Genomic DNA, 26,272 nt, shown 5'->3' on the forward strand with positions numbered 1-26,272 from the left:
CAGGTCTTAGAGCATGATCCCGCATGACTTTCCGGATAAGGTCATGCTCGAAAACGAAATCATGCCCTCTGTTTCCTGTCGTCGAAAAGGCCGTCCTGTGACCGCTTCACTTCCTGAAAATTTGCATCCAACCCGTTCATTTCAGGGTCTGATACTCACGCTTCACAACTATTGGGCGGAGAACGGCTGCATCATTCTGCAACCCTACGACATGGAGGTTGGTGCTGGCACCTTTCATCCGGCGACCACCCTGCGTTCGCTCGGACCAAAGCCATGGAAGGCGGCTTATGTGCAGCCTTCCCGTCGGCCCAAGGACGGACGTTACGGCGAAAACCCCAACCGATTGCAGCATTATTATCAATATCAGGTGATCATGAAGCCTTCACCGCCTGATCTGCAGGAATTATACCTCGGCTCTCTGCGCGCAATAGGCCTTGATCCTCGCCTGCACGATATCCGCTTTGTTGAGGATGACTGGGAAAGTCCGACGCTGGGGGCCTGGGGGCTCGGTTGGGAGTGCTGGTGCGATGGGATGGAGGTCTCGCAGTTCACCTATTTCCAGCAGGTATGTGGCATTGAATGCGCTCCCGTTTCCGGCGAGTTGACCTACGGCCTCGAACGCCTCGCCATGTATGTGCAAGGTGTCGACAATGTCTATGACCTGAACTTCAATGGTCTGGAAGGCGACGAGAAAGTCACTTACGGCGATGTGTTTCTTCAGGCTGAGCAGGAATATTCACGGCACAATTTCGAACACGCCAACACAGCGGTCCTCCTGCGGCATTTCGAGGATGCAGAGGCCGAGTGCGAGGCGCTCTTGCGTGCGGGAGCGCCCAAAAGCGGAGATAACGCTCCGCTGCACAAGATGGTGCTGCCCGCCTACGATCAATGCATCAAGGCTTCGCATGCCTTCAATCTCCTGGACGCTCGCGGTGTTATTTCCGTGACCGAACGCCAGAGCTATATCTTGCGCGTGCGCAATCTCGCTCGGCAATGTGGCGAGGCCTTCCTGCTGACGGAGGCCGGCGGCGCCAATCTTAGAAGCGAGTCTGTGTGATGCCTGATCTTTTGCTTGAGCTTCGCTCGGAAGAAATTCCTGCCCGTATGCAGCGCAAGGCAGCCGGCGATCTAAAGAAACTCGTGACCGACGCGCTGGTCGAGGCCGGTCTTACTTACGAGGCTGCTGGGCACTACTGGACGCCGCGCCGCCTTACGCTGGACATACGCGGGCTGACAGCTCGGTCCAAGGACGTGCATGAGGATCGCAAGGGGCCGAGCGTCAACGCCCCGGAGCAGGCCATTTTGGGCTTTCTTCGTTCAGCCGGTCTCGCCGATATCTCGGAAGCGCACGTACACACTGATCCGAAGAAGGGTGATTTTTACGTCGCTCATCTGACAAGGCCCGGTCGCAACGCAGAAGAGATCATCGCAGAAGTCATACCGAAGATCGTAACCGCATTTCCTTGGCCAAAATCGATGCGCTGGGGCAGAGCTTCGTCCAAGCCCGGAAGTCTGCGCTGGGTGCGTCCACTACAGTCGATCGTCTGCACATTTGGTCCCGAAACCGAAGAGCCCGTCGTTGTCGAGTTCGAAGTCGATGGCCTACGGGCAAGCAACGTCACCTATGGCCATCGCTTCTTGAGCGACGGTCAACCGATAATCGTGCGCCGTTTCGACGATTATGTCGCCAAGCTCGAAAAGGCCAAGGTTGTACTCGACGCGGATCGCCGCAAGGAAATAATCCTGTCCGATGCGCAGAACGTTGCATTCGCGTCCGGTCTTGAGTTGGTCGAAGATGACGCGCTTCTCGAAGAAGTATCCGGACTCGTTGAGTGGCCGGTGGTGCTTATGGGGGAATTCGAGGAGGAATTCCTGGCGATCCCCCCGGAAGTCATTCGCCTGACCATCAAGACCAACCAGAAATGCTTCGTCACACGCAAGCAGGGCGAGACCGACAAACTATCCAACAAGTTCATTCTCGTTTCGAATATCGAAGCGTCGGATGGCGGCCGGGAAATCGCGCACGGCAATGGTAAAGTCGTGCGTGCGCGCCTTTCTGACGCGCTGTATTTCTGGAACACGGACCAGCATGATTTGCCCGACATGCACACGCTCGCCCCGGCCGCAATCAAGTTCGATCTTGATCTCGAGAAACCGCTGGACCAACGCATGGCGCGGCTCGATGCACTGAACGTTACTTTTCATGCCAAGCTCGGTACACAGGGCGAACGTGTCACCAGGATCAAGGGCCTCGCGCGTGAAATCGCCCCGCTGGTCGGTGCCGATCCTGTCCTGGCCATGCGGGCCGCGGTTCTGGCGAAAGCCGATCTTACAACCGAAATCGTCGGAGAGTTTCCGGAACTACAAGGTGGCATGGGCCGTAAATATGCGCTGTTGCAGGGGGAAAACCCTTCTGTTGCGGCGGCCATAGAGGAACATTACAAGCCGCAGGGGCCTTCGGATTTTGTGCCAAGCGACCCGGTCTCAGTCGCCGTTGCCCTTGCCGACAAGCTGGACACGCTCGTCGGCTTCTGGTCTATCGACGAAAAGCCAACGGGATCGAAAGATCCTTTCGCTCTCCGGCGCGCGGCGCTTGGTGTAATCCGTCTGCTGCTTTCAAGCGAATGGAAAGTCGAGCTGCTGCCATTATTTCAATCCGCGTTCATTCAGATGCGCGAAGAGAAGATTGAACAGCGGATCGAACATTTTGAGGAAGACCAGGCGGCACAGAATTCGGGTGATGTCGACGGGGAGGAGGATGTCACCAATGCCATCTCCGGTTTCGAAAAGCGGATACGAGGACAGCTCTCCGAGAGGTCACAGCCGATTCTCCTTGATCTCCTTAGTTTTTTGCATGAACGACTGAAGGTGCACCTTCGCGATCTTGGCGCGCGACATGACCTGATCGATGCCGTACTGACTGAAGGCGCTGATAACCTCTTACTGATAACGCGCCGGGTCGAGGCACTGGTGGTCTTGCTCAACACAGAAGACGGCAAGAATCTTCTGGCGGGTACCAAGCGTGCGGCGAACATTCTAAGTGCAGAGGAAAAGAAGGGTACGCCGATTTCTCCGGTCGTCGATGCCGCGCTCTTCACGCAGGAAGAGGAGCGGGAGCTTTCTTCAGCCGTGAATCAAGCTGAGAACCGAGCGGCACAAGCGATTCAAAACGAAGACTTTTCCGGCGCCATGATTGCTCTTAGCGCGTTACGTGAACCAGTTGATTCATTCTTTGAGAAAGTGCTGGTTAACGACGACAACCCCGATATACGGGCCAATCGCCTGGCACTGCTCGCCCGTATTCGGGCGGCGACAAACACGGTGGCGGATTTCTCGAAAATTGCGGGATGACAAGCAGATAGAAGCTGTTGTTAGCGTCTGTCTATTGCACACCGGCCCGCAACGGCGTTTCGCCGACATCGGCAATAACTTTCGCTGGAGCTGGTTGGCCGGGCTGCACAACCGGTGACGCGTTGGCGGCCATTACAGACCCGGGCTGTGTGCCGTTGCCCTGCAGTCGGGCCATATATTCGCGGGACCGTTGGCGGCGCTCCGCATAGGCCTTCAGCCGAGCCGCCTCTTTGGCCTTCTGAACCAAGCAGGGCGTGCAGATCGGATTGCCATCTGCGTCAAAGCTGTCATAGCCGATATAGGAGACGGAATTGGGCTTGGCGGAGCCATCGGCGTAGTCAATGGAACTGCCCGCTTCGGCCGCAGCTGTATTCAGCACGATAGTCGCTGCGACGATGATTTGGCGAAGCATTACACCTGTCCCTGTTCTTTTTTGCTGGGTGATCGTTAGCAGCCATTTGTTGCCAAGCTTTGTTCAAGATGCACTCAATTTTATGCATTATGTCATCCGGCTTGTTCATGAGGTGACACTTGCAGAAACTGATCACCTTCGTGTAGGCATTGCACCCGATCGGAGATGGCTTTGGCACTAGTTCTTGCAGCGGATGAGGAAGCAATCCTGACGGCAGTCTCTGCGCTCGCCGGGGGTGAACTCGTCGCCATTCCGACCGAGACCGTATATGGGCTCGCAGCCGACGCGACCAATGGCGACGCGGTAGCCAAGATTTTCGAAGCAAAGGGAAGACCGCATTTCAATCCGCTGATTTGCCACGTGTCGGATATCGTCATGGCGGAACGTTATGCCGTGATCGATCCACTGTCGCGAGAGTTGATGGACATGTTCTGGCCCGGTCCGCTCTCGCTGGTCGTCCCCTTGAAACCAGACTCCGGAATTCACCCACTCGTAGCGGCCGGGCTCGATACGATCGCCTTGCGGATGCCACGCGGGATTGCCGGAAGAATCATTGCGGCGGTAGACAAGCCTCTAGCGGCGCCGAGTGCCAATATTTCCGGAAAGATCAGCGGCACGAGTGCGGAAGCCGTCGCTGATGATCTTGGTGACAGGATCGCCCTCATCCTCGATGCGGGTCCTTCAGAGGTCGGGCTGGAGTCGACGATTGTCAAAGTGCAGGGAGATGATGTCTTGCTGTTGCGTCCCGGTGGTCTTGCCGCGGAAGATATCGAGGCAGTTCTTGGGAGAAAAGTTCATCGGCTTGACCAGCGTGCCGCCATTTTGGCCCCTGGAATGATGGCATCTCACTATGCGCCATCAGCACACCTGCGGCTCAATGTACAAGATGTGCGGCAGGGCGAGGCCTTGCTCGCCTTTGGCCCGCGGCGCGTGAGCCGTGCCGAGCATGCCGCGGCTTGTCTCAACCTCAGCGAGGCGGGGAATTTGCGCGAAGCTGCAGCCAACCTCTTCGATTTCATGAAACGCCTGGACAGCCCCGGCGGCGGCGTGATTGCAGTAGAACCTATTCCCTTCGATGGTCTTGGGGAGGCGATCAATGACAGGCTCGCCCGTGCTGCCGCGCCCCGCGGACTCTCGATCAACGAGATGGAACAGATAAAATGACACTGACACCGGAGCTGATCGGACGCTTTACTGAGATTGTCGGTGAGAATTATGCGTTGAGCGCTGAGCAGGACATCGGGCCGTATCTCATCGAACCGAGAGATAAGTTCCTTGGCAAGGCACCATTGGTGTTGCGCCCGGCGCAGGTTGAGGAGGTTGCCGCAATCCTCAAGCTTGCGTCTGAAACTGGCACGCCCATCATTCCCCAAGGCGGCAACACGGGCCTCGTGGGTGGACAAGTGCCGGACGAAAGCGGGAACCAGGTCATCCTCTCACTATCACGGTTGAACAGGATCCGTTCCATCGACACGTCGGGGAACCTCGCCACCGTCGAAGCGGGCGTGGTCCTGCAGAAGTTGCAGGAGGCGGCCGAACAGGCCGGCCTGTTGTTTCCCCTATCTCTTGGCTCGGAAGGTTCCTGCCAAATTGGTGGCAATCTATCGTCCAATGCGGGTGGTACTGCTGTATTGGCATATGGAAATACGCGCGAACTTTGTCTTGGTGTCGAAGTGGTGCTGCCCACAGGCGAGATCCTGAACGATCTTAGAACTGTGAAAAAAGACAATACCGGCTATGATCTCAAGGATCTCTTCATTGGCGCTGAAGGTACGCTCGGCGTGATTACCGCGGCCGTCATGAAGCTTTTCCCGCTGCCGAAGGGCAAGGGCGTTGCCTATGCCGGTCTCGCTAGTCCAGATCATGCACTGAAGCTTTTGGGCCTCGCGCAGAGCCATGCTGGCCAATCGTTGACCGGGTTCGAACTCATGCCACGTATCGGCGTCGAATTTTCTGTGGCGCACACGGACGGCGTGCGCGATCCGCTGCAGGAGCCGCACAACTGGTATGTTCTGATTGATATTTCCTCGTCGCGCTCCGCTGAGGATGCGCGTGAAACCATCGAAGCGATCTTGACCGAGGCATTCGAAACCGGCCTCGTTGAAGATGCAACGATCGCCGAGAGTACGGCGCAGGAGAGATCCTTCTGGCACATGCGCGAGGCGATGTCCGAGGCGCAGAAGCCGGAGGGCGGCTCGATCAAACATGATATATCAATTCCCGTAGCCCGCATCCCGGATTTCATTGCCGAAGCCGATGCTGCGGTTCTCGATCTTGTACCGGGCGCACGCATCGTTTCCTTCGGGCATATGGGCGATGGTAACTTGCACTACAATATTTCCCAGCCGGTAGGCGCCGACAAGCAGGCGTTTCTCGATCGCTGGGTCGAAGTCAACAAGCGCGTCCACGATATCGTTCGTGCCTATGAAGGTTCGATCTCGGCAGAACACGGCATCGGTCAATTGAAGCGCAAGGAGCTTTCGGAGACGAAGTCTCCCGTGGCTCTCGACCTCATGCGCCGGATCAAGAATTCCTTCGACCCTGCGGGGATCATGAATCCCGGAAAAGTCATCTGATTTCGTCAATCATCTATTCATACCCATTACCGGAACCTTGCTGCTGGTTGCGTTTCGATAACCATCCCACCTAATCAGAAAGAGTTAACCCAGTTCGTTAAGCGGGATTGGGAGAGTCGGCGCCTATTGTTGCCCTAACGAGACCGGAAAATGGTCCGCTCTACAGGGAAGTACAGAGAAGACCGGAAAACCGGCTCTCAGGATCGACAGAAGGCGTCACATGAAGAAAACCGGAGCCAAACCGGTTTGGGCAGGCCGGGAATTCCGGCTTGACCCATTCCACCTGCCACAGACGGTCACTTACGCCACGCGCGATGACCGGGATGACGTTACTTTCACGCTGCACGAACGAGGCGCAGTGGTGAAACGAATGCTTCCGGCAAGTCACCTGCCCGTCTCGCTTGCCTTGCCAGCCTGCGCCTTTCTAGGTGTGACGGCGCGCGCTGCCGAGGACGAACTCGGCGATATCACGGTGACACTGGAACTTATGCACACGGACCCGCTTTTGTCGGTGCCGCTGCTGGTGGCCCATGACCTCAATGACATCGCCGCTGATTGGCGTTCCTGGTCAACGTTGTTCAAACTGCCCATGATGCTCGTCGAGGAAGATGGCGTCGCGCGGCAGCTTGACCAGAGTATCGGACCGGTTGCCGTTGCAGCGCCGAAGGAGCGGCGTCAGGGCCGCGAACCCCGCCGGCGTCGTCCCCGTTTTCTTGCCCGTCGCAAGATGGGGGATCTTGGAATGCGTCTCGTGATCGGCGGCGAGGAGATCATCGCCCAAGGCGGAAAATAGGTTTGAGCTGGTCGTGGGAACGTGGGGTTCGCCTTCAGAACAGCGGTTTGACGACAGTCCACAAGCCGCCAAATACTAGGCCTAAAAAGATCAGCCAGCCGACGATGGTATTGGACTTGAACAGCCGCAGGCACTCGTTGGGGTTGTCGATATCGAGCGTCATTATCTGCCGGTACATGTGCGCGCCTGCCGCGAGCAGACCGGCGACCGCAGGCATCGGGACCTCCGCTACGGCGAAGGCACCGAGAAACAACGCGAGCGCTCCTCCATAGAGCACGATCAGCGCTTCGCGCGTGCGGTTGCCGAACAGCCTGGCGGTTGAATGTACGCCAACGAGTGCATCATCTTCCTTGTCCTGATGGGCATATATCGTGTCATAGCCGATCACCCACAGGATTGATCCCGCATAGAGAAGCGCCGCCGGCCAGTCGAGTGAGCCGAAATGCGCGGACCAACCCACCAGTGCACCCCAAGAAAATGCAAGGCCCAGAACAAGTTGGGGCCAATTGGTGATTCGTTTCATGAATGGATAAATTGCCACGATCACCAGAGATCCGACGGCGAGCAACACAGTGAACCGGTTGAACTGAAGCACGACCGCTAATCCAATCAAGGCTTGCAGAACGAGAAAAATCTTCGCCTGCTTGCGCGTAACCTGCCCTGACGGAAGCGGGCGCGAGCGCGTTCTTGCGACCCTGTTGTCTATGTCTTCGTCAGCGAGATCATTATAGGTGCAGCCGGCGCCACGCATGGCAATAGCGCCGATCAGAAAGAGCGCCAGATGATAGGGCGAAGGCAGTACCGACCAGAGCGGACCACCAACCTTTGCACCGGCAGCTGCGGCGAGCGCTGTCGCCCACCAGCACGGCCATAGCAGGAGCCACCATCCTATCGGACGGTCCCAGCGGGCCAACTGCGCATAGGGCCAGAGCCAGTTGGGGAGCGTCCGGTAAACCCAATGGCCCGATGGCGCGTCGAAGACGCGGCCACGGCCTTGTGCAGATTGGATAACGTCTTTTTCTGATGTCATGATCTGACCTTGCAGCGGTCATCGCCCCAGTCAAGCGCAATAGGCAGTTTTTCTCGGCAAAATCTGCGGTGTGTGCTTGACCCCTGAGGCGTGACACCATACCGAAACCCACATACTCACTAATGCGGAGCTGAATTCGATGAACGTCTTGCTGATAGGTTCAGGTGGCCGCGAGCATGCGCTCGCGTGGAAGATAGCTGCCTCGCCGATTTTGTCGAAGCTCTATTGTGCGCCCGGCAATCCAGGTATCGCAAATGTAGCGGAATGCATTGCAGTAGATCCCGCCGACCATGACGCGATCATCGCCTTGTGCCGCCGGAAGTCGATCGATTTTGTCGTGGTAGGCCCCGAAGCGCCACTGGTCGCAGGAATCGCCGACGATCTGCGCACTGCGGGGATTTCAGTATTCGGCCCTTCCAAGGCGGCGGCAAGGCTGGAAGGCTCAAAAGGGTTCACCAAAGACCTATGCACTCAATTCGATATTCCGACGGGGGCGTATCAACGTTTCACCCAAGCTGAATCGGCCAAGGCCTACATAAAACAGCAAGGCGTGCCGATCGTCGTCAAAGCCGACGGGCTGGCAGCAGGAAAGGGTGTGGCCGTCGCGTTCGAACTTCAGCAAGCGCTCGATGCCGTGGATGCCTGCTTCGAGGGGGCATTTGGCGGAGCAGGCGCGGAAGTCGTGGTCGAGGAATATCTCGAGGGCGAAGAGGCCAGTTTTTTTTGTCTCTGCGATGGCAAGACAGCGCTGCCCTTCGGTACGGCGCAGGACCACAAGCGCGTTGGCGACGGCGATACCGGCGTCAACACTGGTGGCATGGGGGCCTATTCTCCGGCACCGGTGATGACGCAAGCAATGGTCGACCTCACTATGCGCGATCTCATAGAGCCGACGATGCGTGGCATGGCCGAGATTGGTGCGCCCTTTAGCGGCGTGTTGTTTGCGGGTCTGATGATCACCAGGAATGGGCCGAAACTTATCGAATACAACACGCGCTTCGGCGATCCGGAGACGCAAGTATTGATGTTGCGGCTGAAGGACGATTTGCTGCTGCTGCTGAAGGCTGCCGCCGATGGCGGGCTTCATCAAATGTCCGCGCGATGGAACGACGATCCGGCGCTGACGGTGGTCATGGCCGCCAGGGGTTATCCCGCGGCACCGGAAAAAGGTAGCGTGATCAGAGGGCTCGAAGAGGCCGGGGACCAGGCCAACGTCGAGATCTTCCATGCGGGAACTGCGAAGAAGAATGGCGAACTGATAGCAAACGGCGGCCGTGTGCTGAACGTGACGGCGTCCGGGAAGACCGTTCGGGAAGCGCAGCAGGCGGCTTATGCCGTGGTCGCGAAGGTTGATTGGCCGGAGGGGTTTTACCGCCACGACATAGGCTGGCGGGCAATCGAGCGTGAATAGCTTCTAAAGAAACGGGAGCAGGGCAGGGTGCCGGATGCGGTCTGACACGTCCACTGCCACGTTGGTTTTCTTCAAGCATGCCGTCGTGATTCTGAAGAGCAAGGTTTCGTAGGAATGATCGAACTGACGCGAAACCGACTTGCTGAGCGCGAGGGACAATGCGTCCACGCTAAGATATCTGGCGCCCAGCTTTCCCGATGACTTGTCCGCGACCGAAGCCGTGATTGTTTTGTCAACGGCCTGCTTCGCCATCGGGGGCAAGGGCTCGGCCGAAGCGACGAGTACGGGTTGCTGATAGGATGGCTTGTCGCGTGGTGTCGGCAGATTATCAGGTGGCACCGCGTCGACGAGCCCACCGAATGGCCATGTCCTTTTAAGCTCGGTCACAGTCATGTCGGCGATGTTGACGTCGATGTCGCGGCTGGTCCCGGGCGGACGGTAGGGGCAGTTTCGCTCGCTGCAATTGTTCTGGGAAGTGAATTGCCAAAGGGCATAATCCTGCCAGTTGCCTTTTGGAAAATGCGGCGCGATATCCGATTTGTAACGAGCATACCAGAGCGGCAGGCGCGACAAGATGGGGAACTCAAGTCGATGGTCGGCGATATATCTGGCCGTCATCCCGTTTGTATACAGAACAGGGTAGCGCCCTGTGCGGAACTTCACATGTTCGGCAAAGATTTGAGCGTCTTGCAAGGACATGAACTTTTCAGGATCATTGTCCTCGATATCGATCGCCATCAATTCATCGGCGGCCGGATCGGTGTAATCGATAAAGTGATTGGCTTGATCGATGGGTTTGCCGGGACGGCCGAGATGATAGGCTCCCCATTTCAATCCGAGTGCCTTGGCGAGTTGGCGGCGCGTCTGATAAAGCTCGCGCGACACCGAATAATTGCGCCATATGCGTTTGCAGAGTTCTTGCTGCATCTGGTCGGCAATGCGGTTGCAATGGTAGTTGGCAGGAAGCCCGTCCGAGCCCTTGTGGATAAACGCCGCGATACGTGGATCTTTAACGATCTCGACGAGGTTGAATGAATTCTGTTCGTACCCGTCAAGAATGATCGCCCGCTGCTGGTTTTCCCATGCCGAGCGAAACTCTGAAGTCGCACTGGCGGGGCCGCCGGTCAGCAGGGCGGCAACTAACATCGCAAAAGCACATACGCGGACCGTCAAATGGGGTTTCCCTCACATATCGCGAACAACTCTCCAACTCCGATACTACCGAACGATGCTCGCCCCTTCGCGGTTAAAAAACAGTTAGCCACCGTTAATTGAAGGACACCTTCGACTTGGCATTTACCGGCTGATATTCAGATATCTTACGTTTACGTAAAAATACGCTTGCCTGGGAAGGGCTCGAAGTTGCAATGTGCCGTATCACCAGATGAGGAGATTGTGATCGATGTACCGCCCGCCTGTCGACGAGATGGCCCACACCTTGAAGAAAATTGCTGGCCTGGAAGATGCCATCGCACAAGGCCGCTTCGGCGATCTGTCGGATGATTTGATCGATGCCATTCTTGAAGAAGCGGGTAAATTCGCATCCACTCGCGTGGCCCCGCTCCTCCAGGTTGGTGACAGGCATGGGACCCCCTTGAAGGATGCGGAAGTCACCATGCCGCCCGGGTGGAAAGACGTTTATCGGGACTGGATCGCAGGTGGCTGGAATGGCTTGACCGGCGAGGAGGAATATGGGGGGCAAGGCCTGCCGATGATGTTGGCGATCGCCACGTTCGAGATGTGGAATTCGGGGTCGATGGCTTTTGGAATCGGGCCGACCTTGACGCTAGGCGCAATCGAGGCGCTGGAAGCGCATGCGACGCACGAGCTAAAGCAAATCTATCTGCCAAAGCTCATATCGGGTGAATGGATGGGCACGATGAACCTTACCGAGCCGCAGGCGGGCTCGGACGTAGGCGCCCTGAGGACAAGAGCAGAGCGGTCTGACGATGGTACCTACCGAATATTCGGTACAAAGATCTTCATTACCTACGGCGAACATGACCTCACGGAGAATATCATCCATATGGTGTTGGCGCGGCTTCCAGATGCACCGGCGGGTACGAAGGGCATTTCATTGTTCTTGGTGCCCAAATTTCTGGTGAACGAGGATGGCACTCTTGGCGCCCGCAATGATGTCTTTTGTGGCGGCATCGAGCACAAGATGGGGATACATGGCTCTCCAACCTGTACCATGATTTATGGCGACGGTTTTGCGAATGATCGGGAGGCGGGGGCCGTCGGTTGGCTGATAGGCGAAGAAAATCGCGGGCTCGCCTGCATGTTCACGATGATGAACAATGCCCGTCTCGCAGTCGGCATCCAAGGCGTTGCCGTAGCGGAAGCGGCATACCAGAAGTCTCTGGCCTATGCGCAAGAGCGCCGGCAGATGCGCGCTCCAGGTTGGGTTGGAGAGGGGATGAGCCCGATCATTGAACACCAGGATGTCCAGCGCGATCTGCTGACAATGAAGGGTCTCACAGGAGCAGCCCGTTCTATCGCTTACGCGTGCGCCCATGCGCTTGACATGGCAAAGACAGGCACCGGAGACGACGCACGGTGGTGGGCTGATCGGGCGAATTTGCTGACGCCGGTAGCGAAGGCATTTTGCACCGATGTCGGCGTCGATGTAGCCTCGATTGGTATCCAGATTCATGGCGGCATGGGGTACATCGAAGAGACGGGCGCTGCGCAGTTTCTGCGAGATGCACGCATCGCCCCGATCTACGAAGGGACCAATGGTATCCAGGCAATTGATCTTGTCCAGCGCAAGTTACAGTTGGGCGGGGGCGAGCATGTAAAGGATTATATCGCCGAACTTCGGAACGTTGCAGATGCCGTAGGGGCACTGAACACCACTGATTTGCGGCAAACGGCAACACGTCTCCAAACGGGTCTTAACGATCTGGAACAGGCCAGCCTTTGGCTTCAGCGGGCAATCACGGCTGGACAGATCAGAGAGGCCTATGCGGGCGCGACGCCGTATTTGCGGCTCTTCGGCCTTGCGGCGGGCGCGACCTATCTCGCAAAAGGAGCTTTGGCGGGGCAGAACCCCGGGCGAACTGCTCTGGCACGTTTCTTCGCGGAAAATCTACTGTCCGAAACTTCAACCTTGAAAGACCGCATCATACATGGCGCACCTAGCCTGCTCGATGCGCGTATGGCTCTTGGCTCATGAGGAAAATCAATGTCTGACCATATTCTAGTAGAGCGAACTGGCGCTGTTCAGATCATCCGGATGAACAGGCCAGAGAAGAAAAACGCTCTCACGCGAGCCATGTACACGATGATGACGGAGGCCATACTGGACGGCGACGCCGACAGCTCGATCCGATCTCATGTGTTCCTCGGGCTGCCGGGCGCCTTCTCGTCCGGCAATGATTTGCAGGACTTCATGGCCTTTGCCAGCACGGGCAAAATGGGCACTGAAGTCTTTGATTTTCTCATAGCTTTGGCAGGGGCGAAGAAGCCTATGCTCGCAGGTGTGGATGGACTCGCAATCGGTATCGGCACAACAATCCATTTCCACTGCGACCTGACTTTCGCCACACCGCAATCGTTCTTCAAAACACCTTTCGTTGATCTTGGTTTGGTTCCGGAAGCCGGTTCAAGCCTGCTCGCTCCGGCGCTGATGGGGCATCAAAAAGCGTTTGCTTTCCTTGCGATGGGCGAAGGATTGGATGCGGCACAAGCCAAAGAGTGCGGAATGATTTACAAGCTGGTAGAAGCTGAGGAGCTGGAAACCACTGTTCTAAGGGTGGCGGCAGAAATCGCCGCCAAGCCACCAGAGGCCATGCAAATCTCGCGTGACCTTCTGCGCAAGCCGAGAGAAGAGGTGGTCGAGCGTATCAAACTGGAGGCAAGTCATTTCACCGAGCGCCTGCAGTCGGATGAGGCAAGAAATGCCCTGATGGCATTTCTCACGCGCAAAAAGACCTGATCAGGGGTAAAGGCGCGTCTTTCTCCAGTCGTCGTTGGTTGACTCCCGTTCAAAGACCACCCGGTCATGCAAGCGAAATGGTCGATCATGCCAGAACTCAATGGAAGTCGGACGTATACGGAAGCCAGACCAGTATTCCGGGCGGGGTATTTCGCCGATTGCATAGCGGGCAGTAAATTCGGCCACCGCCTTTTCGAGAGCGAAACGGCTTTCGAGTGGTCGCGACTGCTTCGAAGCCCATGCACCTATTCGGCTGCCGCGGGGACGCGTTTCATAATATGCATCGGCCTCTTCATCGCTGACAATCTCAACAGGGCCGCGTATGCGAACCTGACGCCGCAAGGATTTCCAGTGAAAGCACATTGCCGCTTTCATTGACGTGAGAATCTCGCGTCCCTTTCTGCTCTCGAAATTCGTGTAGAAAACAAATCCTTTGCTATCAAACCCCTTCAGAAGGACCATGCGTACATCAGGCAAGCCCTCCTCGTCCACAGTTGCCAGGGCAACGGCGTTCGGGTCGTTCGGTTCGGTTGCGCTGGCTTCTTTCAACCAATCATCGAAGAGCGCGAAAGGCTCGGATTTCTCCGTGAAGTCATCTGTTGTTAACTTCATTTAATCCATAGTCCCATAGTCATTTCGGGTTGACCTTGTTATGAAGAGGTATGTGTTTGGCGTTTCTACGATCTGATAGCAAGAAATTCGGTGTAAAAGAACATCATTGGCGCGACGCCTTCAAGGGCTTGTCCGCAGCCGTTTCGCTATGCTTGCTATCTGGATGCGCCATGAAGGATTTCAGCATGGAGAAGGCTGTACCGGATCAGGCGACGGTGACTGGTTCGGTTGCCGCCGCACAGCCGGCCGACAACAAAGGGTCGTCGGATCAACTGACAGTACGCAATATAGTCTCGGCGCTGAACTTCACGCAGTGGGGCAACAAACCTGTACCGTGGTCCAATCCCGAGACAGGCAGCCAAGGTACGATCACGGCGATCGCCGAGAAGAAGGATGATGCCGGTCTTTGTCGCGAATTCCAGACTTCACGCGAATCCTTTGATGGCGTTATGATCTACAAGGGCGAAACCTGCATGCAAAATGGTGGTCAGTGGACATTGAAATCCTTCGCGCCTATGTAGCGGTATAAACCGTCAAGTTTTTCGACTTTTTCAACTTGATCTCTGGAATTTCTTCCTATTCGTGAGCATATAGCGGCGGAATCCCAAGATATCTCGCTTCTTTTGCGAAGAAAGGCAGACACATGCGCGATCCCTATAGCGTGCTGGGCGTCGCCAAGACGGCGAAGCCCGAGGAAATAAAGTCGGCGTTTCGCAAGCTCGCCAAGAAATATCATCCTGATCAAAATCAGAATGATCCGAAGGCGCAGGCGAAATTCTCCGAGATCAACCAGGCGTATGAAATTATCGGCGACAAGGAGCGTCGCGGCCAGTTTGATCGCGGGGAAATCGACGCAGAAGGCAAGCAGCGCGCGCCGCAGGGTTTCGAAGGATTCTCGAGCGCGGGCGGCGACCCGTTTGCTGGTTTCGGCGGGGGGCGTCGGCCAGGGAACTTTGAGTTCCGTAGCGGCGGGACATCGGGCTTGGGCGCTGAGGACATTCTGAGCAGTCTATTCGGCGAGTCCGGCATGGCTGGCTTCGGTAGCGGCGCTCGTCGCACTGCTCCTCGAAAGGGCGCCGATCTCCAGGCAACGATCGACATCACGCTTGAGCAGGCTGCAGGCGCCGAAAAGGTCGAGGCCATATTTCCGAATGGCAAGCGGCTGGCGATCAAACTGCCCGCACAGGTTGAAAACGGCCAAACGATTCGCCTCAAGGGCCAGGGTGAAGCTGTTGCTGGCGGCACGGCCGGTGATGCTTTGGTCACAATCCGTTTCAAACCGCATCCAAAATTCCGCGTCGAGGGGAGGGACCTTCACGTGGAACTTCCTGTTTCGTTGCGTGAGGCCGCCCTCGGATCACGGCAGGAAGTCGAAACCCTCAATGGCCGTGTAGCAGTCAAAGTTGCGCCGTGGACCAGTTCCGACAGGGTTTTACGGCTGAAAGGCAAGGGTTTGCCCAAGAAGCCGGATGGTCACGGCGATCTGTTAGCCCACGTTCGCATCATGTTGCCTGAACATGGAGATCCCGCTTTGGAGGCCTTTTTGCGCGATTCCGATCATTGAAAATCCAAAACCAGATTGGATACCGCGCTTGAAGCCCGGCGCTTGCTGTGCGATACCCCACATCAATCATAAGTCTCATGAAGGGTTGGTATATGACCGCCAAAGCTGGTTTGATGCAGGGTAAACGCGGGCTCATAATGGGTGTCGCCAACAATCGTTCGATCGCCTGGGGCATTGCCAAGGCAGCTCACGATGCTGGTGCCGAACTTGCATTCACCTACCAGGGTGACGCGTTGAAAAAGCGCGTCGAGCCCTTGGCACAGGAGCTCGGCGCTTTTTTATGCGGTCATTGCGATGTTTCGGATGCTTCGACGATTGACGCGTGTTTTGCTAATCTCGAAGCTCATTGGGGCAAGATAGACTTTCTCGTGCATGCAATTGGTTTTTCCGACAAGGACGAACTTACTGGCCGCTATGTCGATACTTCGGAAGCCAACTTTACCAAAACAATGTTGATTTCCGTATTCTCCCTGACGGCTGTGGCGAAGCGGGCGGAAAAACTAATGACTGAAGGCGGGTCAATCCTGACGCTGACATATTACGGCGCGGAAAAGGTCATGCCGAATTATAATGTCATGGGTGTTGCCAAGGCAGCGCTTGAGGCGAGCGTCAAATATTTGGCTGTCGATCTTGGCCCGGACAATATTCGGGTAAATGCAATATCTGCAGGTCCCATCAAGACGCTTGCAGCATCGGGCATTGGTGACTTCCGCTATATTCTCAAATGGAACGAATACAACGCACCTTTGCGCCGCACGGTCACCATAGAAGAAGTTGGAGATGCCGGACTCTATTTTCTCTCCGACCTGTCGCGCTCTGTCACGGGCGAGATACATCATGCTGATAGTGGTTATCACGTCGTTGGCATGAAAGCGGTCGATGCGCCGGATATCTCTGTCGTCAAGGATTGAAGTTCCCGTGATTTTGCCTGACTCGGTGATCTATTTTTCGCGTCATGGCGAGACGGACTGGAACGTGACGGAGCGTATCCAAGGGCAGGCAGACGTTGATATCAACGCCCGGGGCCGCGCCCAGGCCGACCGCAATGGCGACTTGATGAAATCGTTGATCGGCGCCGGCGCCGAGTTCGATTTTGTTGCAAGCCCTCTTCGGCGTACGAGAGAGACCATGGAGCGCATAAGAACGCGCATGGGACTTGATCCAGCGGCCTATCGACTCGATCGTCGGTTGATGGAAGTGAGTTTCGGCGACTGGCAGGGGCTTTTCATCGAAGATATCGCTGCCAAAACGCCAGAACTCGTGGAAGAGCGGGCGAGAGACAAGTGGAACTTCGTACCGCCCGGAGGAGAAAGTTACGCGATGTTGGGCGTGAGGGTCGCAAGCTGGCTCTCGGAAGTGACGGGGCCCACCGTGTGCGTATGCCACGGCGGTTGCCTACGAACAATCTTTCAGATGGTGAACAAGCTCGACGGACACGATGCTGCAAATTTGGTCATCACCCAGGACCGCATTCTACGTCTGGAGAACGGTCAGCTTACCTGGGTATAGCTATTCAGTCGTCTCCTCGATGTCGGTGATGAAGCGCTCCTTGTTCACGACATCAAACATCAGCGTCACCTTCATTCCCTGCTCAATGACGCTCAGATCGAATTCGCCCGGTAATTTGTAGACCTTGCCGTCATCAAGCGTGATTGTCGAATTGTCTTCATCGATTTTGGTGATTGTGCCCTGTGCATCATCAGCAAGCGCGCCAACGGGAAGAATGGAGGCAACGAACATGAATGCCGCGACGATGAAGCGCATAATAATTTCCCTCTTTGTAAAACTCGGATGCGACCGATCTTGGGAGTTAGATCGTCTATTTGTGGCGAAAGAATTGCTTTTTTCGTGTCGGAAGAAGGAATTTCAACGGCGGGTTTGACCACAGGAGTAAACGCTCATAAAACGCCTTCATAAAAGCAGGTAGCCCTCATGTCGCACAATACGTTCGGTCATCTTTTTCGCGTCACTACATGGGGTGAAAGCCATGGCCTTGCACTTGGTTGCGTCGTAGATGGTTGCCCTCCCGGCATCTCGTTCTCGGAAGCGGAAATCCAGTCCTATCTGGACAAGCGCAAACCGGGTCAGTCGAGATATACAACGCAGCGCCGCGAACCGGATCAGGTCAAGGTTCTGTCCGGTTTCATGCTGCAGGACGACGGCATGACGATGATTTCGACGGGTACGCCGATTTCGATGATGATCGAGAACACCGATCAGCGCTCAAAGGACTATGGCGACATCGCCCGCCAGTATCGGCCGGGTCACGCCGACTACACTTACGACGTGAAGTATGGCATTCGCGATTATCGCGGCGGTGGCCGCTCGTCGGCGCGCGAAACCGCTGCACGCGTCGCCGCCGGTGCGATAGCGCGAAAAGTGGTGCCCGGTCTCCTTGTGCGTGGCGCACTGGTTGGTATGGGCATCCATTCCATCGATCGCAGCCGCTGGGACTGGGATGAGGTGGGCAACAATCCATTCTTTACTCCGGATCTCCAGTCTGTGGATGTCTTCGCCTCTTATCTCGATGGCATCCGCAAAGCCGGATCGTCCATCGGTGCTGTTGTTGAAGTAGTGGCGGAAAACGTTCCCGCAGGGCTCGGTGCACCGGTATATGGCAAGCTTGATCAGGATATCGCGAGCAATCTGATGTCGATCAATGCCGTCAAAGGCGTAGAGATTGGCGATGGTTTTGATACTGCGAGGCTTACCGGCGAAGAGAACGCCGACGAGATGCGCATGGGCAACGACGGCAAGCCAATCTTCCTGTCCAATCATGCAGGTGGCATCCTGGGCGGCATTTCAAGCGGTGCGCCGGTTGTAGCGCGCTTCGCCGTAAAGCCGACATCATCGATTTTGACGCCGCGTCGCAGCATCGATGCGGACGGAAACCAAGTCGAGGTCATGACCAGGGGGAGGCATGATCCCTGCGTTGGTATACGTGCCGTGCCGATCGGCGAAGCAATGGTTGCCTGTGCCATTGCGGATCATTATCTCAGACATCGCGGCCAGACTGGCCGTATCTAATCGAGGGGACACTCATATGGCCTACAATCAAAAACGGGTCGTCGATGCCCTACGCGCTTTCGAGCGCGGCGAAATCGTTGTCGTCATGGATGACGATGGCCGGGAGAACGAGGGCGATCTCATCGTCGCGGCAGTTCACTGCACGCCCGAGAAGATGGCCTTCATCGTTCGCCATACTTCGGGCATTGTCTGCACGCCGATGACACGCGAACATGCCAAACGTTTGAATCTTGCGCCAATGGTGGCGGACAATGATGCTCCCCACTCCACTGCATTCACAGTAACTGTCGACTACAAACACGGCACCACGACCGGGATATCGGCTGAAGATCGCACATTGACCGCCAGAAATCTTGCCAATCCAAATGCAGGCGCTGTTGATTTCGTGCGACCCGGCCATATCTTTCCGCTGGTAGCGCGCGAAGGGGGCGTATTGATGCGCTCCGGCCATACGGAAGCCGCTGTGGACCTTTGCAAGCTCGCAGGGCTGCCGCCAGTCGGCGTCATTTGCGAGTTGGTGAATGACGACGGGACGGTCATGCGTGGTCCCCAGGTCGCAGGCTTTGCCGAAACTCACAACCTGCAGCAAGTGACAGTTGCCGATCTCATCGCATATCGCCAGCGCAAGGAAACCCTGATCGAGCGGATTGGAGAGTACGAGATCGATACATGCGCCGGTCGGGCAAAGGCCATAACTTACGCACTTCCCTGGGAGCCTATGCACCACGCCGCCATCGTTTATGGAGACATCCGAGATGGCGAGGATGTTCCGGTTCGTCTGCAGCGTGAGGATGTGCTGAGCGACGTCTTCGGCGCCCGCAACACGCTCGACAGTATCATGAAACGCATAGCCGAGGAAAAGCGGGGCGTCATCGTATATCTGCGCGAAGGATCGGTTGGTGTTGGCCGGGATGATGACCGCAACCGTGCGGCGCTGCAGGAGCGCGAAGCTCACGCAGAAGCGCGCGTGCGCGAAGAGGAATGGCGTCAAATCGGCCTCGGCGCTCAAATATTGAAGGATCTTGGTATCACGTCGATCCGTCTGTTGTCGTCGCGCGAACGGCACTATGTCGGGCTTGAAGGCTTTGGTATCCAGATCACAAAAACCGACATTATTTGAAGACCTGCGCTCCATCTTCTTGCGAAGGCTGGTTGAAAATAGCAAGGAACAGTCGCCGGATTTAATATATTCTCGCGGAAGGCTCATTCAGCGAGGAGACCGCCATGACTGCTCCCCACCCCTCCAAAACGCATATCGGCAATCACGAACTGCATCCTGAGACGCTGATGCTGAACTACGGCTATGACCCGGAACTATCGGAGGGAGCCGTTAAACCACCTGTGTTCTTGACCTCGACGTTCGTATTCAAATCAGCGGAAGAAGGTCGCGATTTTTTTGACTTTGTTTCCGGACGGCGCGAGCCGCCTGCAGGTACAGGGGCGGGGCTGGTCTACTCGCGTTTCAATCATCCAAACAGCGAGATAGTCGAGGACAGGCTGGCGGTCTACGAGCGTACGGAAAGTTGCGCGGTGTTTTCATCGGGCATGTCGGCGATTGCCACCACATTATTTGCATTCGTTCGTCCGGGGGATTCAATCCTCCACTCGCAGCCACTCTATGGCGGTACGGAAACGCTGCTCGCCAAGACGTTTCTCAATATGGGTATCGCTGCCGTTGGCTTTGCGGATGGCGTAAACGAAAGCTCCGTCCATGCTGCGGCCGAAGAGGCGATGCAAAAGGGCCGTGTCTCGGTTATTCTTATCGAAACGCCCGCCAATCCGACAAACAGCCTTGTAGATGTGGCAATGATCCGCCGTATCGCGAATTCTATTGAAGAAAAGCAGGGGCACCGACCGATAATCGCTTGCGACAACACCTTGCTGGGGCCGGTGTTTCAACGGCCAATCGAGCACGGCGCGGATATCTCCCTATACTCCCTGACAAAATATGTTGGTGGCCATTCCGATCTGATTGCCGGTGCAGCACTAGGCTCGAAAGCTGTAATGAAACAGGTCAAGGCGCTGCGCGGCGCAATTGGTACACAGCTCGATCCACATTCATGCTGGATGCTCGGTCGTTCGCTCGAGACGCTCAGTATCCGCATGGAAAAGGCCGACAATAACGCCTTGGCGATCGCGAACTTCCTCCGCGATCATCCTAAGGTCGAGAAAATACACTATCTGCCGTACCACGACCCCTTGTCTACCCTTGGGAAAACATTTGCCGCTCAGTGCACCGGCGCGGGATCGACATTCTCTTTCGACATCGTGGGTGGCCAGCCGGCAGCGTTCAAGTTCCTGAACGCGCTGCAGATATTGAAACTCGCGGTAAGCCTCGGAGGCACCGAATCGCTCGCCAGTCATCCGGCAACGATGACGCATTCGGGTGTGCCCGTTGACGTGCGCCAGCGCATAGGAGTGCTCGATTCAACCATCAGGCTATCAATCGGCATTGAACATCCTGACGATTTGATCGCTGATTTGACGCAAGCCCTCAGTGTAGCCTGAACAGTCAGTTCACGTGGCGTAAAACCTCCTGACTTGCCTATTGTCTAAAGGAAATCACCCGACAACCTGTCATGCTCGTGCCGTTTTGCTGTTACAGAAAGACTTCATGGTAACCCGCCTTTATACGCACCCGATTTATCTGGAACATTTGACCCCGGCTGGTCATCCGGAACGCCCGGATCGACTGCGGGCATTGAGCAAGGTTCTTGAAGACAGCGCATTCGACGCGCTGGACAGAGTTCAATCGCCAATGGGCGACGAGTCGACAATTCTATATGCACATCCTGAAACCTTCCGCGAGCGCGTGCGCATCATGATCCCCGAGGAAGGTATGACTCGGGTCGATTCGGACACCACCGTCAGCCCTAAGAGCTGGCAGGCCGCTTTGACGGCAATTGGTGCAGCCAATGCCGCGGTGGACGATGTATTCGACGGCAGCGCAGATAATGTTTTCGTAGCTTCGCGGCCACCCGGCCATCACGCCGAGCGCGACAAAGCGATGGGTTTTTGTCTGTTCAACAGCGCCGCAATTGCAGCCAGGCACGCCCAAAAGGCCCATGGGATTGAACGTGTTGCGATCGTCGATTGGGATGTGCACCACGGCAATGGCACTCAAGACATCTTTTGGGAGGACCCGTCGGTTCTCTATTGCTCGACGCATCAGATGCCGCTTTATCCCGGCACCGGAGCCAAAGACGAGACGGGCGCTGGCAATATCATCAATGCGCCTCTCAGTCCGCAGACCGGTAGCGACCATTTCAGAGAGGCATTCAACACGCGCATCCTGCCCGCTATCGACGCGTTTCGGCCGGAGCTGATTATTATTTCTGCCGGCTTCGATGCCCATCACCGGGACCCGTTGGCGGAAATAAATCTGAACGAGGATGATTTCGACTGGGCGACTGGCGCCCTGATGGAAAGAGCTGGGAGCTATGCGTCAAACCGCCTTGTCAGCCTTCTGGAAGGCGGCTACGACCTCAAAGGTATGTCGCTCTCGGCGGGCGCGCATATCAGACGCTTGATGGGAGGATGAAGCATGGCCGATGTACAGAACAATACCGATATCGCTGCCATGAGCTTCGAACAGGCTCTCGATCAGCTGGAAAAAATAGTTGATGATCTGGAACGTGGTGATGTCCCGCTGGAACAGTCTATCCGGATATATGAACGCGGCGAAGCCCTCAAGAAGCATTGCGATATGCTTTTGAGTGCTGCTGAGGACAAGGTTCAGAAGATCCGTCTTGGCCGGAACGGTGAACCCGTCGGCACGGAGCCGCTTGATCCCGAATGAAATTGGGCACGCTGTTCAGCGCTGTGACGAACCGTTATGCTAGGACATTGACCCATCCGGAGTAGCGCGAATGAGTTTTTCCCCCTGCCCAGATCCCAAGATAGGTGACATAGCAGCGATCGACGCAATCGAAACGCTGATCATACCGCGCACCAGCGATATCGGTGGACTTGAGGTCCGGCGGGCCTTGCCAAGCGCCAAGCGCCGGCTTGTGGGACCCTTCATTTTCTTCGACCGGATGGGGCCCGCAATCCTTCGCCCGACCGATGCTCTCGACGTGCGGCCGCATCCGCATATAGGTCTGTCGACTGTAACCTATCTTTTCGATGGGAACATACGCCACCGCGACAGCCTCGGCACGGAGATGGTCATCAAACCGGGTGACGTCAATCTGATGACTGCAGGGCGGGGAATCGTTCATTCGGAACGATCGCCGGAGGAGTTGCGGACAGAGCCACTGCCCATTTCCGGGCTACAGACCTGGCTGGCGCTGCCAGATCATCTTGAGGAGATTGATCCCGCCTTTGCCAATACAGGAGTGAGTGAACTGCCGATGCTGCGCGAACAAGGTATGGAAGCACGTATCGTCATGGGCCGCTTCCACGGCGCAGGTTCGCCAGTCAAACAGCACGCCGAAACACTTTACGTGGACATTCGTCTCGATCCCGGGAGCCACATCCAATTGCCAGGCAACATTGCCGAAGAGCGGGCAATCTATACGCTGGACGGTTCGGTGGAAGTGGCAGGGCAATCCTTTGCCGCAGACCGTTTATTGGTGTTCCGCCCTGGCGACGAGATCATCGTGCGTGCTCCACAAGGAGCCCATTTCATGTTGTTTGGAGGCGCTGCTCTACCGTCCAAACGCTACATCTGGTGGAATTTTGTGTCTTCATCCCACGAGCGGATCGAGCAGGCAAAAGAAGAATGGCGAACAGGTCGTTTCGATATCGTTCCTGGCGACGAGGAAGAATTCATACCGTTGCCTGAAAACCGACCCATGGAGCAATAAACACCGCTCCTTGCCGGTCGGCGGGTTTTCCTTTAGGGAACGGCAGCAATTGAGCTTGTAACCGGAACCTGCGCTTTGGCCAAAAACTTCGAAACACCCCTGCTGGACCGCGTTAAAGTTCCTCTGGATTTACGCCGATTGCCAGAGTCGGAACTGCCACAATTGGCGCAGGAACTCCGCACAGAGCTGATCGACGCGGTGTCTACCACAGGAGGGCACCTTGGCGCGGGCCTGGGTGTCGTCGAACTGACAGTTGCACTCCACCATGTCTTTGATACGCCGCACGACCGTATAATCTGGGATGTCGGGCATCAGGCCTATCCGCACAAGATTTTGACGGGACGGCGGGACCGTATCCGCACGCTTCGGCAGGAGGGAGGCCTTTCCGGATTTACCAAGCGCAGTGAAAGCGAGTACGATCCCTTCGGCGCTGCGCATTCATCCACGTCCATCTCCGCAGGACTTGGAATGGCAGTGGCCAGCGATTTGTCCGGCACTAAGCGCAATGTGATTTCGGTTATCGGCGACGGCGCGATGTCCGCGGGCATGGCCTACGAGGCTATGAATAATGCCGGGGCGCTCGACGCGCGGCTGATCGTTGTTCTCAACGACAATGATATGTCGATTGCGCCGCCTGCAGGTGCAATGAGCGCGTACCTGGCACGCCTCGTCTCGGGCCGCGCTTATCGTTCCTTCCGCGAAACTGCCAAGCAGCTAGCCAGGAAACTTCCCAAATTCCTGCAGGAAAAGGCGCGCCTTTCGGAAGAGTATGCGCGTGGCTTCTGGACGGGCGGAACCCTGTTCGAAGAGCTCGGCTTCTACTATGTCGGGCCGATCGACGGTCACAATCTCGATCATCTTCTTCCGGTGCTGAAGAATGTCCGCGACACGATGGATGGCCCGGTCTTGATCCATGTCGTTACACAAAAGGGCAAAGGCTATGCACCGGCCGAGGCGGCTGCGGATAAGTATCATGGCGTCAACAAGTTTGACGTCATTACGGGCGCTCAGGCGAAGCCCCCCGCCAATGCGCCAAGCTATACAAAGGTTTTTGCTACCAGCCTGATCGAGGAGGCGCGGCACGACGATAGGATCGTTGCAATAACAGCGGCTATGCCGGGCGGAACCGGACTAGACCTCTTTGGCGAGGCGTTCCCCGGGCGTACTTTCGATGTTGGTATCGCGGAACAGCACGCAGTAACGTTCGCGGCCGGTCTGGCGAGTGAAGGCTATAAGCCTTTTGCCGCAATTTATTCGACCTTTCTGCAGCGTGGCTATGACCAGGTGGTGCATGATGTCTCGTTGCAAAACTTGCCGGTACGGTTTCCTATAGATAGGGCCGGGCTGGTCGGCGCTGACGGCGCAACCCATGCAGGATCATTCGACACGGGCTTCCTTGCGGCATTGCCCGGCTTCGTCGTGATGGCCGCGTCCGACGAGGCCGAATTGCGCCACATGGTGCGTACGGCAGCAGAGTATAACGAGGGTCCGATTTCCTTTCGTTATCCGCGCGGGGACGGTGTTGGTGTCGATCTGCCCGAGCGGGGGCAGGTGCTAGAGATCGGCCGGGGCCGAATTGTGCGCGAAGGATCGAAGATCGCCCTCCTCTCGTTTGGAACCCGCATGCAAGAGTGTCTGGCCGCAGCGGATGAGCTAGATGCCTCGGGACTATCGACAACCGTAGCCGACGCTCGATTCGCCAAGCCTCTCGACGAGGGTTTGATCCGTCGCCTTGCCCGGGAGCACGAGGTCCTGGTTACAGTAGAGGAAGGCGCAGTCGGCGGCTTTGCATCGCACGTTCTGCATTTTTTGAGCCGCGACGGATTGTTAGACAATGGCCTTCGTGTCCGCACGCTTGTCCTGCCGGACCTCTATCTCGATCATGCCAAACCGGAAAATCTCTACGCGTGTGCGGGTCTCGATAGCGTCGGCATCGTCCAAGCAGTATTTGCCGCGCTCGGACGCCACCATATGGCCGCTCCCGCCCGTGCGTAAGACAGGTTGATGCGCCTTGATCAGCTTCTGGTGGCAAAGGGGCTTTTTGCCAGCCGCTCGCGAGCACGGGACGCCATTATGCGCGGTACTGTGCAGGTCGACGGTGCTGTGATCACCAAACCCGGTGCGACATTCGGCGGGACCGTCGCAATCAGCGTTGATGACCCGGCCAGCACCTATGTATCTCGCGCGGCGCTCAAGCTTATTGCGGGCCTCGATACTTTCTCCATCAACGTCAAAGGAAGGGTGGCCCTTGACATCGGTGCGTCGACAGGTGGGTTCACACAGGTTCTACTCGAACGTGGTGTGGATCACGTGTTTGCGGTAGATGTTGGCCATGGTCAGCTGCATGAGAGCCTGAGGGCCGACATCCACGTCACCAACCTCGAAATGTTGAATGCGCGGGAACTCCTTCGGGAGCATCTTGGAGGTCGCGCGATAGATCTTGTCGTATCCGACGTTAGCTTTATTTCACTGAAACTCGCGTTGCCACCCGCGTTAGATCTGGCAAGGCCGGGCAGTCACTGTGTACTTCTGGTGAAGCCGCAATTTGAGGCGGGACGCGAAGCAATCGGCAAGGGAGGCATTTTGCGCGATCCAAAGGATGGCGAACGTGTCGTAAATGATCTAAGGAACTGGCTGGATGGATTGCCGGGCTGGAAAGCCCTCGGGCAGTGCCCTTCGCCCATCGAGGGCGGCGATGGCAATCGCGAATTTCTGCTGGCTGGCTTGAAAAGCCGAGATTGAGAAGAC

General features: G+C 56.5%; 25 protein-coding genes. 20 read left to right on the plus strand and 5 right to left on the minus strand.

Translation table 11 applies throughout. The features are described from left to right. Positions 1 to 61 precede the first annotated feature (61 nt). Both CU100_RS06425 and glyS read left to right on the plus strand, forming a co-directional pair. Complete coding sequence (locus CU100_RS06425) at positions 62 to 1,057, plus strand: glycine--tRNA ligase subunit alpha (protein WP_210280722.1); 996 nt, start codon at positions 62 to 64, stop codon at positions 1,055 to 1,057. Beyond that, entirely contained in the window at positions 1,057 to 3,351 is a 2,295-nt protein-coding gene (gene glyS, locus CU100_RS06430; RefSeq protein ID WP_106715641.1) for a glycine--tRNA ligase subunit beta, read from the plus strand. The genes CU100_RS06425 and glyS overlap by 1 nt, the downstream gene beginning before the upstream one ends. Before the next feature lie 31 nt (positions 3,352 to 3,382). On the opposite strand, the gene CU100_RS06435 is transcribed toward glyS, so the two are convergent. Then, entirely contained in the window at positions 3,383 to 3,763 is a 381-nt protein-coding gene (locus CU100_RS06435) for a hypothetical protein (RefSeq protein WP_106715642.1), read from the minus strand. Positions 3,764 to 3,928: 165 nt separating this feature from the next. Between CU100_RS06435 and CU100_RS06440 the strand changes: the two genes are divergently transcribed. The 3 genes from CU100_RS06440 (at position 3,929) to CU100_RS06450 (ending at position 7,132) form a co-directional block, all read left to right on the plus strand. Further along, a complete protein-coding gene (locus tag CU100_RS06440) occupies positions 3,929 to 4,927 on the plus strand; it encodes an L-threonylcarbamoyladenylate synthase (RefSeq protein WP_170113742.1) in 999 nt (332 codons plus the stop codon). After that, complete coding sequence (locus tag CU100_RS06445; RefSeq protein WP_106715644.1) at positions 4,924 to 6,339, plus strand: FAD-binding oxidoreductase; 1,416 nt, start codon at positions 4,924 to 4,926, stop codon at positions 6,337 to 6,339. The genes CU100_RS06440 and CU100_RS06445 overlap by 4 nt, the downstream gene beginning before the upstream one ends. Positions 6,340 to 6,559: 220 nt before the next feature. Further along, on the plus strand, positions 6,560 to 7,132 hold the full coding sequence (locus CU100_RS06450) for a DUF6101 family protein (protein WP_106715645.1): 573 nt from the start codon (positions 6,560 to 6,562) through the stop codon (positions 7,130 to 7,132). A 34-nt stretch (positions 7,133 to 7,166) separates the two neighbouring features. Here CU100_RS06450 and ubiA read toward each other — a convergent pair whose 3' ends face one another. Continuing rightward, the gene (gene ubiA / locus CU100_RS06455) at positions 7,167 to 8,162 is read right to left on the minus strand and encodes a 4-hydroxybenzoate octaprenyltransferase (RefSeq protein ID WP_106715646.1); all 996 of its coding nucleotides are present in this window, start codon (positions 8,160 to 8,162) and stop codon (positions 7,167 to 7,169) included. A gap of 139 nt (positions 8,163 to 8,301) precedes the next feature. Here ubiA and purD point away from each other — a divergent pair, with 139 nt between their 5' ends. Continuing rightward, positions 8,302 to 9,573 (plus strand): phosphoribosylamine--glycine ligase, encoded by a 1,272-nt coding sequence (gene purD, locus CU100_RS06460; RefSeq protein ID WP_106715647.1) that lies wholly within the window; start codon positions 8,302 to 8,304, stop codon positions 9,571 to 9,573. A gap of 3 nt (positions 9,574 to 9,576) precedes the next feature. On the opposite strand, the gene CU100_RS06465 is transcribed toward purD, so the two are convergent. Further along, entirely contained in the window at positions 9,577 to 10,746 is a 1,170-nt protein-coding gene (locus CU100_RS06465; protein ID WP_245418926.1) for a glycoside hydrolase family 25 protein, read from the minus strand. A gap of 229 nt (positions 10,747 to 10,975) precedes the next feature. On the opposite strand from CU100_RS06465, the gene CU100_RS06470 reads away from it, so the two are divergent. Both CU100_RS06470 and CU100_RS06475 read left to right on the plus strand, forming a co-directional pair. Then, positions 10,976 to 12,751, plus strand: coding sequence for an acyl-CoA dehydrogenase family protein (locus tag CU100_RS06470; protein ID WP_106715649.1), 1,776 nt, complete (start codon positions 10,976 to 10,978; stop codon positions 12,749 to 12,751). A 9-nt stretch (positions 12,752 to 12,760) separates the two neighbouring features. Then, on the plus strand, positions 12,761 to 13,513 hold the full coding sequence (locus tag CU100_RS06475) for a crotonase/enoyl-CoA hydratase family protein (RefSeq protein WP_106715650.1): 753 nt from the start codon (positions 12,761 to 12,763) through the stop codon (positions 13,511 to 13,513). Here CU100_RS06475 and pdxH read toward each other — a convergent pair whose 3' ends face one another. Next, entirely contained in the window at positions 13,514 to 14,125 is a 612-nt protein-coding gene (gene pdxH / locus CU100_RS06480; protein WP_106715651.1) for a pyridoxamine 5'-phosphate oxidase, read from the minus strand. A gap of 50 nt (positions 14,126 to 14,175) precedes the next feature. Here pdxH and CU100_RS06485 point away from each other — a divergent pair, with 50 nt between their 5' ends. The 4 genes from CU100_RS06485 to CU100_RS06500 all read left to right on the plus strand — a co-directional run bounded on the left by CU100_RS06485 (position 14,176) and on the right by CU100_RS06500 (position 17,198). After that, entirely contained in the window at positions 14,176 to 14,646 is a 471-nt protein-coding gene (locus tag CU100_RS06485; RefSeq protein WP_342588296.1) for an RT0821/Lpp0805 family surface protein, read from the plus strand. 122 nt (positions 14,647 to 14,768) lie between these two features. Beyond that, positions 14,769 to 15,689, plus strand: a complete 921-nt coding sequence (locus CU100_RS06490) for a DnaJ C-terminal domain-containing protein (protein ID WP_106715652.1) — start codon at positions 14,769 to 14,771, stop codon at positions 15,687 to 15,689. A 92-nt stretch (positions 15,690 to 15,781) separates the two neighbouring features. Further along, on the plus strand, positions 15,782 to 16,600 hold the full coding sequence (gene fabI, locus CU100_RS06495) for an enoyl-ACP reductase FabI (RefSeq protein ID WP_106715653.1): 819 nt from the start codon (positions 15,782 to 15,784) through the stop codon (positions 16,598 to 16,600). Then, positions 16,569 to 17,198, plus strand: a complete 630-nt coding sequence (locus CU100_RS06500) for a histidine phosphatase family protein (protein ID WP_407070298.1) — start codon at positions 16,569 to 16,571, stop codon at positions 17,196 to 17,198. Before fabI ends, CU100_RS06500 begins: the two co-directional genes overlap by 32 nt. Here the strand turns inward: CU100_RS06500 and CU100_RS06505 are convergent, their stop codons facing one another. Next, entirely contained in the window at positions 17,199 to 17,453 is a 255-nt protein-coding gene (locus tag CU100_RS06505; RefSeq protein ID WP_106715654.1) for a DUF1344 domain-containing protein, read from the minus strand. Positions 17,454 to 17,621: 168 nt separating this feature from the next. On the opposite strand from CU100_RS06505, the gene aroC reads away from it, so the two are divergent. The 8 genes from aroC (at position 17,622) to CU100_RS06545 (ending at position 26,266) form a co-directional block, all read left to right on the plus strand. Beyond that, the gene (gene aroC, locus CU100_RS06510) at positions 17,622 to 18,716 is read left to right on the plus strand and encodes a chorismate synthase (protein ID WP_106715655.1); all 1,095 of its coding nucleotides are present in this window, start codon (positions 17,622 to 17,624) and stop codon (positions 18,714 to 18,716) included. Between the two features lie 16 nt (positions 18,717 to 18,732). Further along, positions 18,733 to 19,836, plus strand: a complete 1,104-nt coding sequence (ribB, locus tag CU100_RS06515) for a 3,4-dihydroxy-2-butanone-4-phosphate synthase (protein ID WP_106715656.1) — start codon at positions 18,733 to 18,735, stop codon at positions 19,834 to 19,836. Between the two features lie 104 nt (positions 19,837 to 19,940). After that, positions 19,941 to 21,224: a cystathionine gamma-synthase family protein gene (locus CU100_RS06520; protein ID WP_106715657.1), complete on the plus strand. Its 1,284-nt coding sequence runs from the start codon at positions 19,941 to 19,943 to the stop codon at positions 21,222 to 21,224. A 106-nt stretch (positions 21,225 to 21,330) separates the two neighbouring features. Continuing rightward, positions 21,331 to 22,257: a histone deacetylase family protein gene (locus tag CU100_RS06525; protein ID WP_106715658.1), complete on the plus strand. Its 927-nt coding sequence runs from the start codon at positions 21,331 to 21,333 to the stop codon at positions 22,255 to 22,257. Positions 22,258 to 22,260: 3 nt separating this feature from the next. Continuing rightward, positions 22,261 to 22,515 carry an exodeoxyribonuclease VII small subunit gene (locus CU100_RS06530; protein ID WP_106715659.1) on the plus strand — a complete coding sequence of 85 codons (255 nt, stop codon included), beginning with the start codon at positions 22,261 to 22,263 and terminating at the stop codon, positions 22,513 to 22,515. A 70-nt stretch (positions 22,516 to 22,585) separates the two neighbouring features. Next, positions 22,586 to 23,524: a pirin family protein gene (locus tag CU100_RS06535; protein WP_106715660.1), complete on the plus strand. Its 939-nt coding sequence runs from the start codon at positions 22,586 to 22,588 to the stop codon at positions 23,522 to 23,524. A gap of 75 nt (positions 23,525 to 23,599) precedes the next feature. After that, on the plus strand, positions 23,600 to 25,519 hold the full coding sequence (gene dxs / locus CU100_RS06540; RefSeq protein ID WP_106715661.1) for a 1-deoxy-D-xylulose-5-phosphate synthase: 1,920 nt from the start codon (positions 23,600 to 23,602) through the stop codon (positions 25,517 to 25,519). Between the two features lie 9 nt (positions 25,520 to 25,528). Then, on the plus strand, positions 25,529 to 26,266 hold the full coding sequence (locus CU100_RS06545; protein WP_106715662.1) for a TlyA family RNA methyltransferase: 738 nt from the start codon (positions 25,529 to 25,531) through the stop codon (positions 26,264 to 26,266). Positions 26,267 to 26,272 lie beyond the last annotated feature (6 nt).

Origin of the sequence: Phyllobacterium endophyticum (genome assembly GCF_003010935.1) — a bacterium.
Classification (GTDB): Bacteria; Pseudomonadota; Alphaproteobacteria; order Rhizobiales; family Rhizobiaceae; genus Phyllobacterium; species Phyllobacterium endophyticum.

Coding starts and splice junctions, on each gene's coding strand:
- glyS (WP_106715641.1), top strand. CDS start 1,057: ATGCCTGATCTTTTGCTTGAGCTTCGCTCGGAAGAAATTCCTGCCCGT.
- ribB (WP_106715656.1), top strand. CDS start 18,733: ATGGCCTACAATCAAAAACGGGTCGTCGATGCCCTACGCGCTTTCGAG.
- CU100_RS06545 (WP_106715662.1), top strand. CDS start 25,529: ATGCGCCTTGATCAGCTTCTGGTGGCAAAGGGGCTTTTTGCCAGCCGC.
- CU100_RS06520 (WP_106715657.1), top strand. CDS start 19,941: ATGACTGCTCCCCACCCCTCCAAAACGCATATCGGCAATCACGAACTG.
- CU100_RS06500 (WP_407070298.1), top strand. CDS start 16,569: ATGCGCCGGATATCTCTGTCGTCAAGGATTGAAGTTCCCGTGATTTTG.
- CU100_RS06525 (WP_106715658.1), top strand. CDS start 21,331: ATGGTAACCCGCCTTTATACGCACCCGATTTATCTGGAACATTTGACC.
- purD (WP_106715647.1), top strand. CDS start 8,302: ATGAACGTCTTGCTGATAGGTTCAGGTGGCCGCGAGCATGCGCTCGCG.
- CU100_RS06485 (WP_342588296.1), top strand. CDS start 14,176: ATGTGTTTGGCGTTTCTACGATCTGATAGCAAGAAATTCGGTGTAAAA.
- CU100_RS06475 (WP_106715650.1), top strand. CDS start 12,761: ATGTCTGACCATATTCTAGTAGAGCGAACTGGCGCTGTTCAGATCATC.
- CU100_RS06450 (WP_106715645.1), top strand. CDS start 6,560: ATGAAGAAAACCGGAGCCAAACCGGTTTGGGCAGGCCGGGAATTCCGG.
- fabI (WP_106715653.1), top strand. CDS start 15,782: ATGACCGCCAAAGCTGGTTTGATGCAGGGTAAACGCGGGCTCATAATG.
- CU100_RS06435 (WP_106715642.1), bottom strand. CDS start 3,763: ATGCTTCGCCAAATCATCGTCGCAGCGACTATCGTGCTGAATACAGCT.
- CU100_RS06440 (WP_170113742.1), top strand. CDS start 3,929: ATGGCTTTGGCACTAGTTCTTGCAGCGGATGAGGAAGCAATCCTGACG.
- CU100_RS06425 (WP_210280722.1), top strand. CDS start 62: ATGCCCTCTGTTTCCTGTCGTCGAAAAGGCCGTCCTGTGACCGCTTCA.
- ubiA (WP_106715646.1), bottom strand. CDS start 8,162: ATGACATCAGAAAAAGACGTTATCCAATCTGCACAAGGCCGTGGCCGC.
- CU100_RS06505 (WP_106715654.1), bottom strand. CDS start 17,453: ATGCGCTTCATCGTCGCGGCATTCATGTTCGTTGCCTCCATTCTTCCC.
- CU100_RS06535 (WP_106715660.1), top strand. CDS start 22,586: ATGAGTTTTTCCCCCTGCCCAGATCCCAAGATAGGTGACATAGCAGCG.
- pdxH (WP_106715651.1), bottom strand. CDS start 14,125: ATGAAGTTAACAACAGATGACTTCACGGAGAAATCCGAGCCTTTCGCG.
- CU100_RS06445 (WP_106715644.1), top strand. CDS start 4,924: ATGACACTGACACCGGAGCTGATCGGACGCTTTACTGAGATTGTCGGT.
- CU100_RS06490 (WP_106715652.1), top strand. CDS start 14,769: ATGCGCGATCCCTATAGCGTGCTGGGCGTCGCCAAGACGGCGAAGCCC.
- CU100_RS06530 (WP_106715659.1), top strand. CDS start 22,261: ATGGCCGATGTACAGAACAATACCGATATCGCTGCCATGAGCTTCGAA.
- aroC (WP_106715655.1), top strand. CDS start 17,622: ATGTCGCACAATACGTTCGGTCATCTTTTTCGCGTCACTACATGGGGT.
- CU100_RS06470 (WP_106715649.1), top strand. CDS start 10,976: ATGTACCGCCCGCCTGTCGACGAGATGGCCCACACCTTGAAGAAAATT.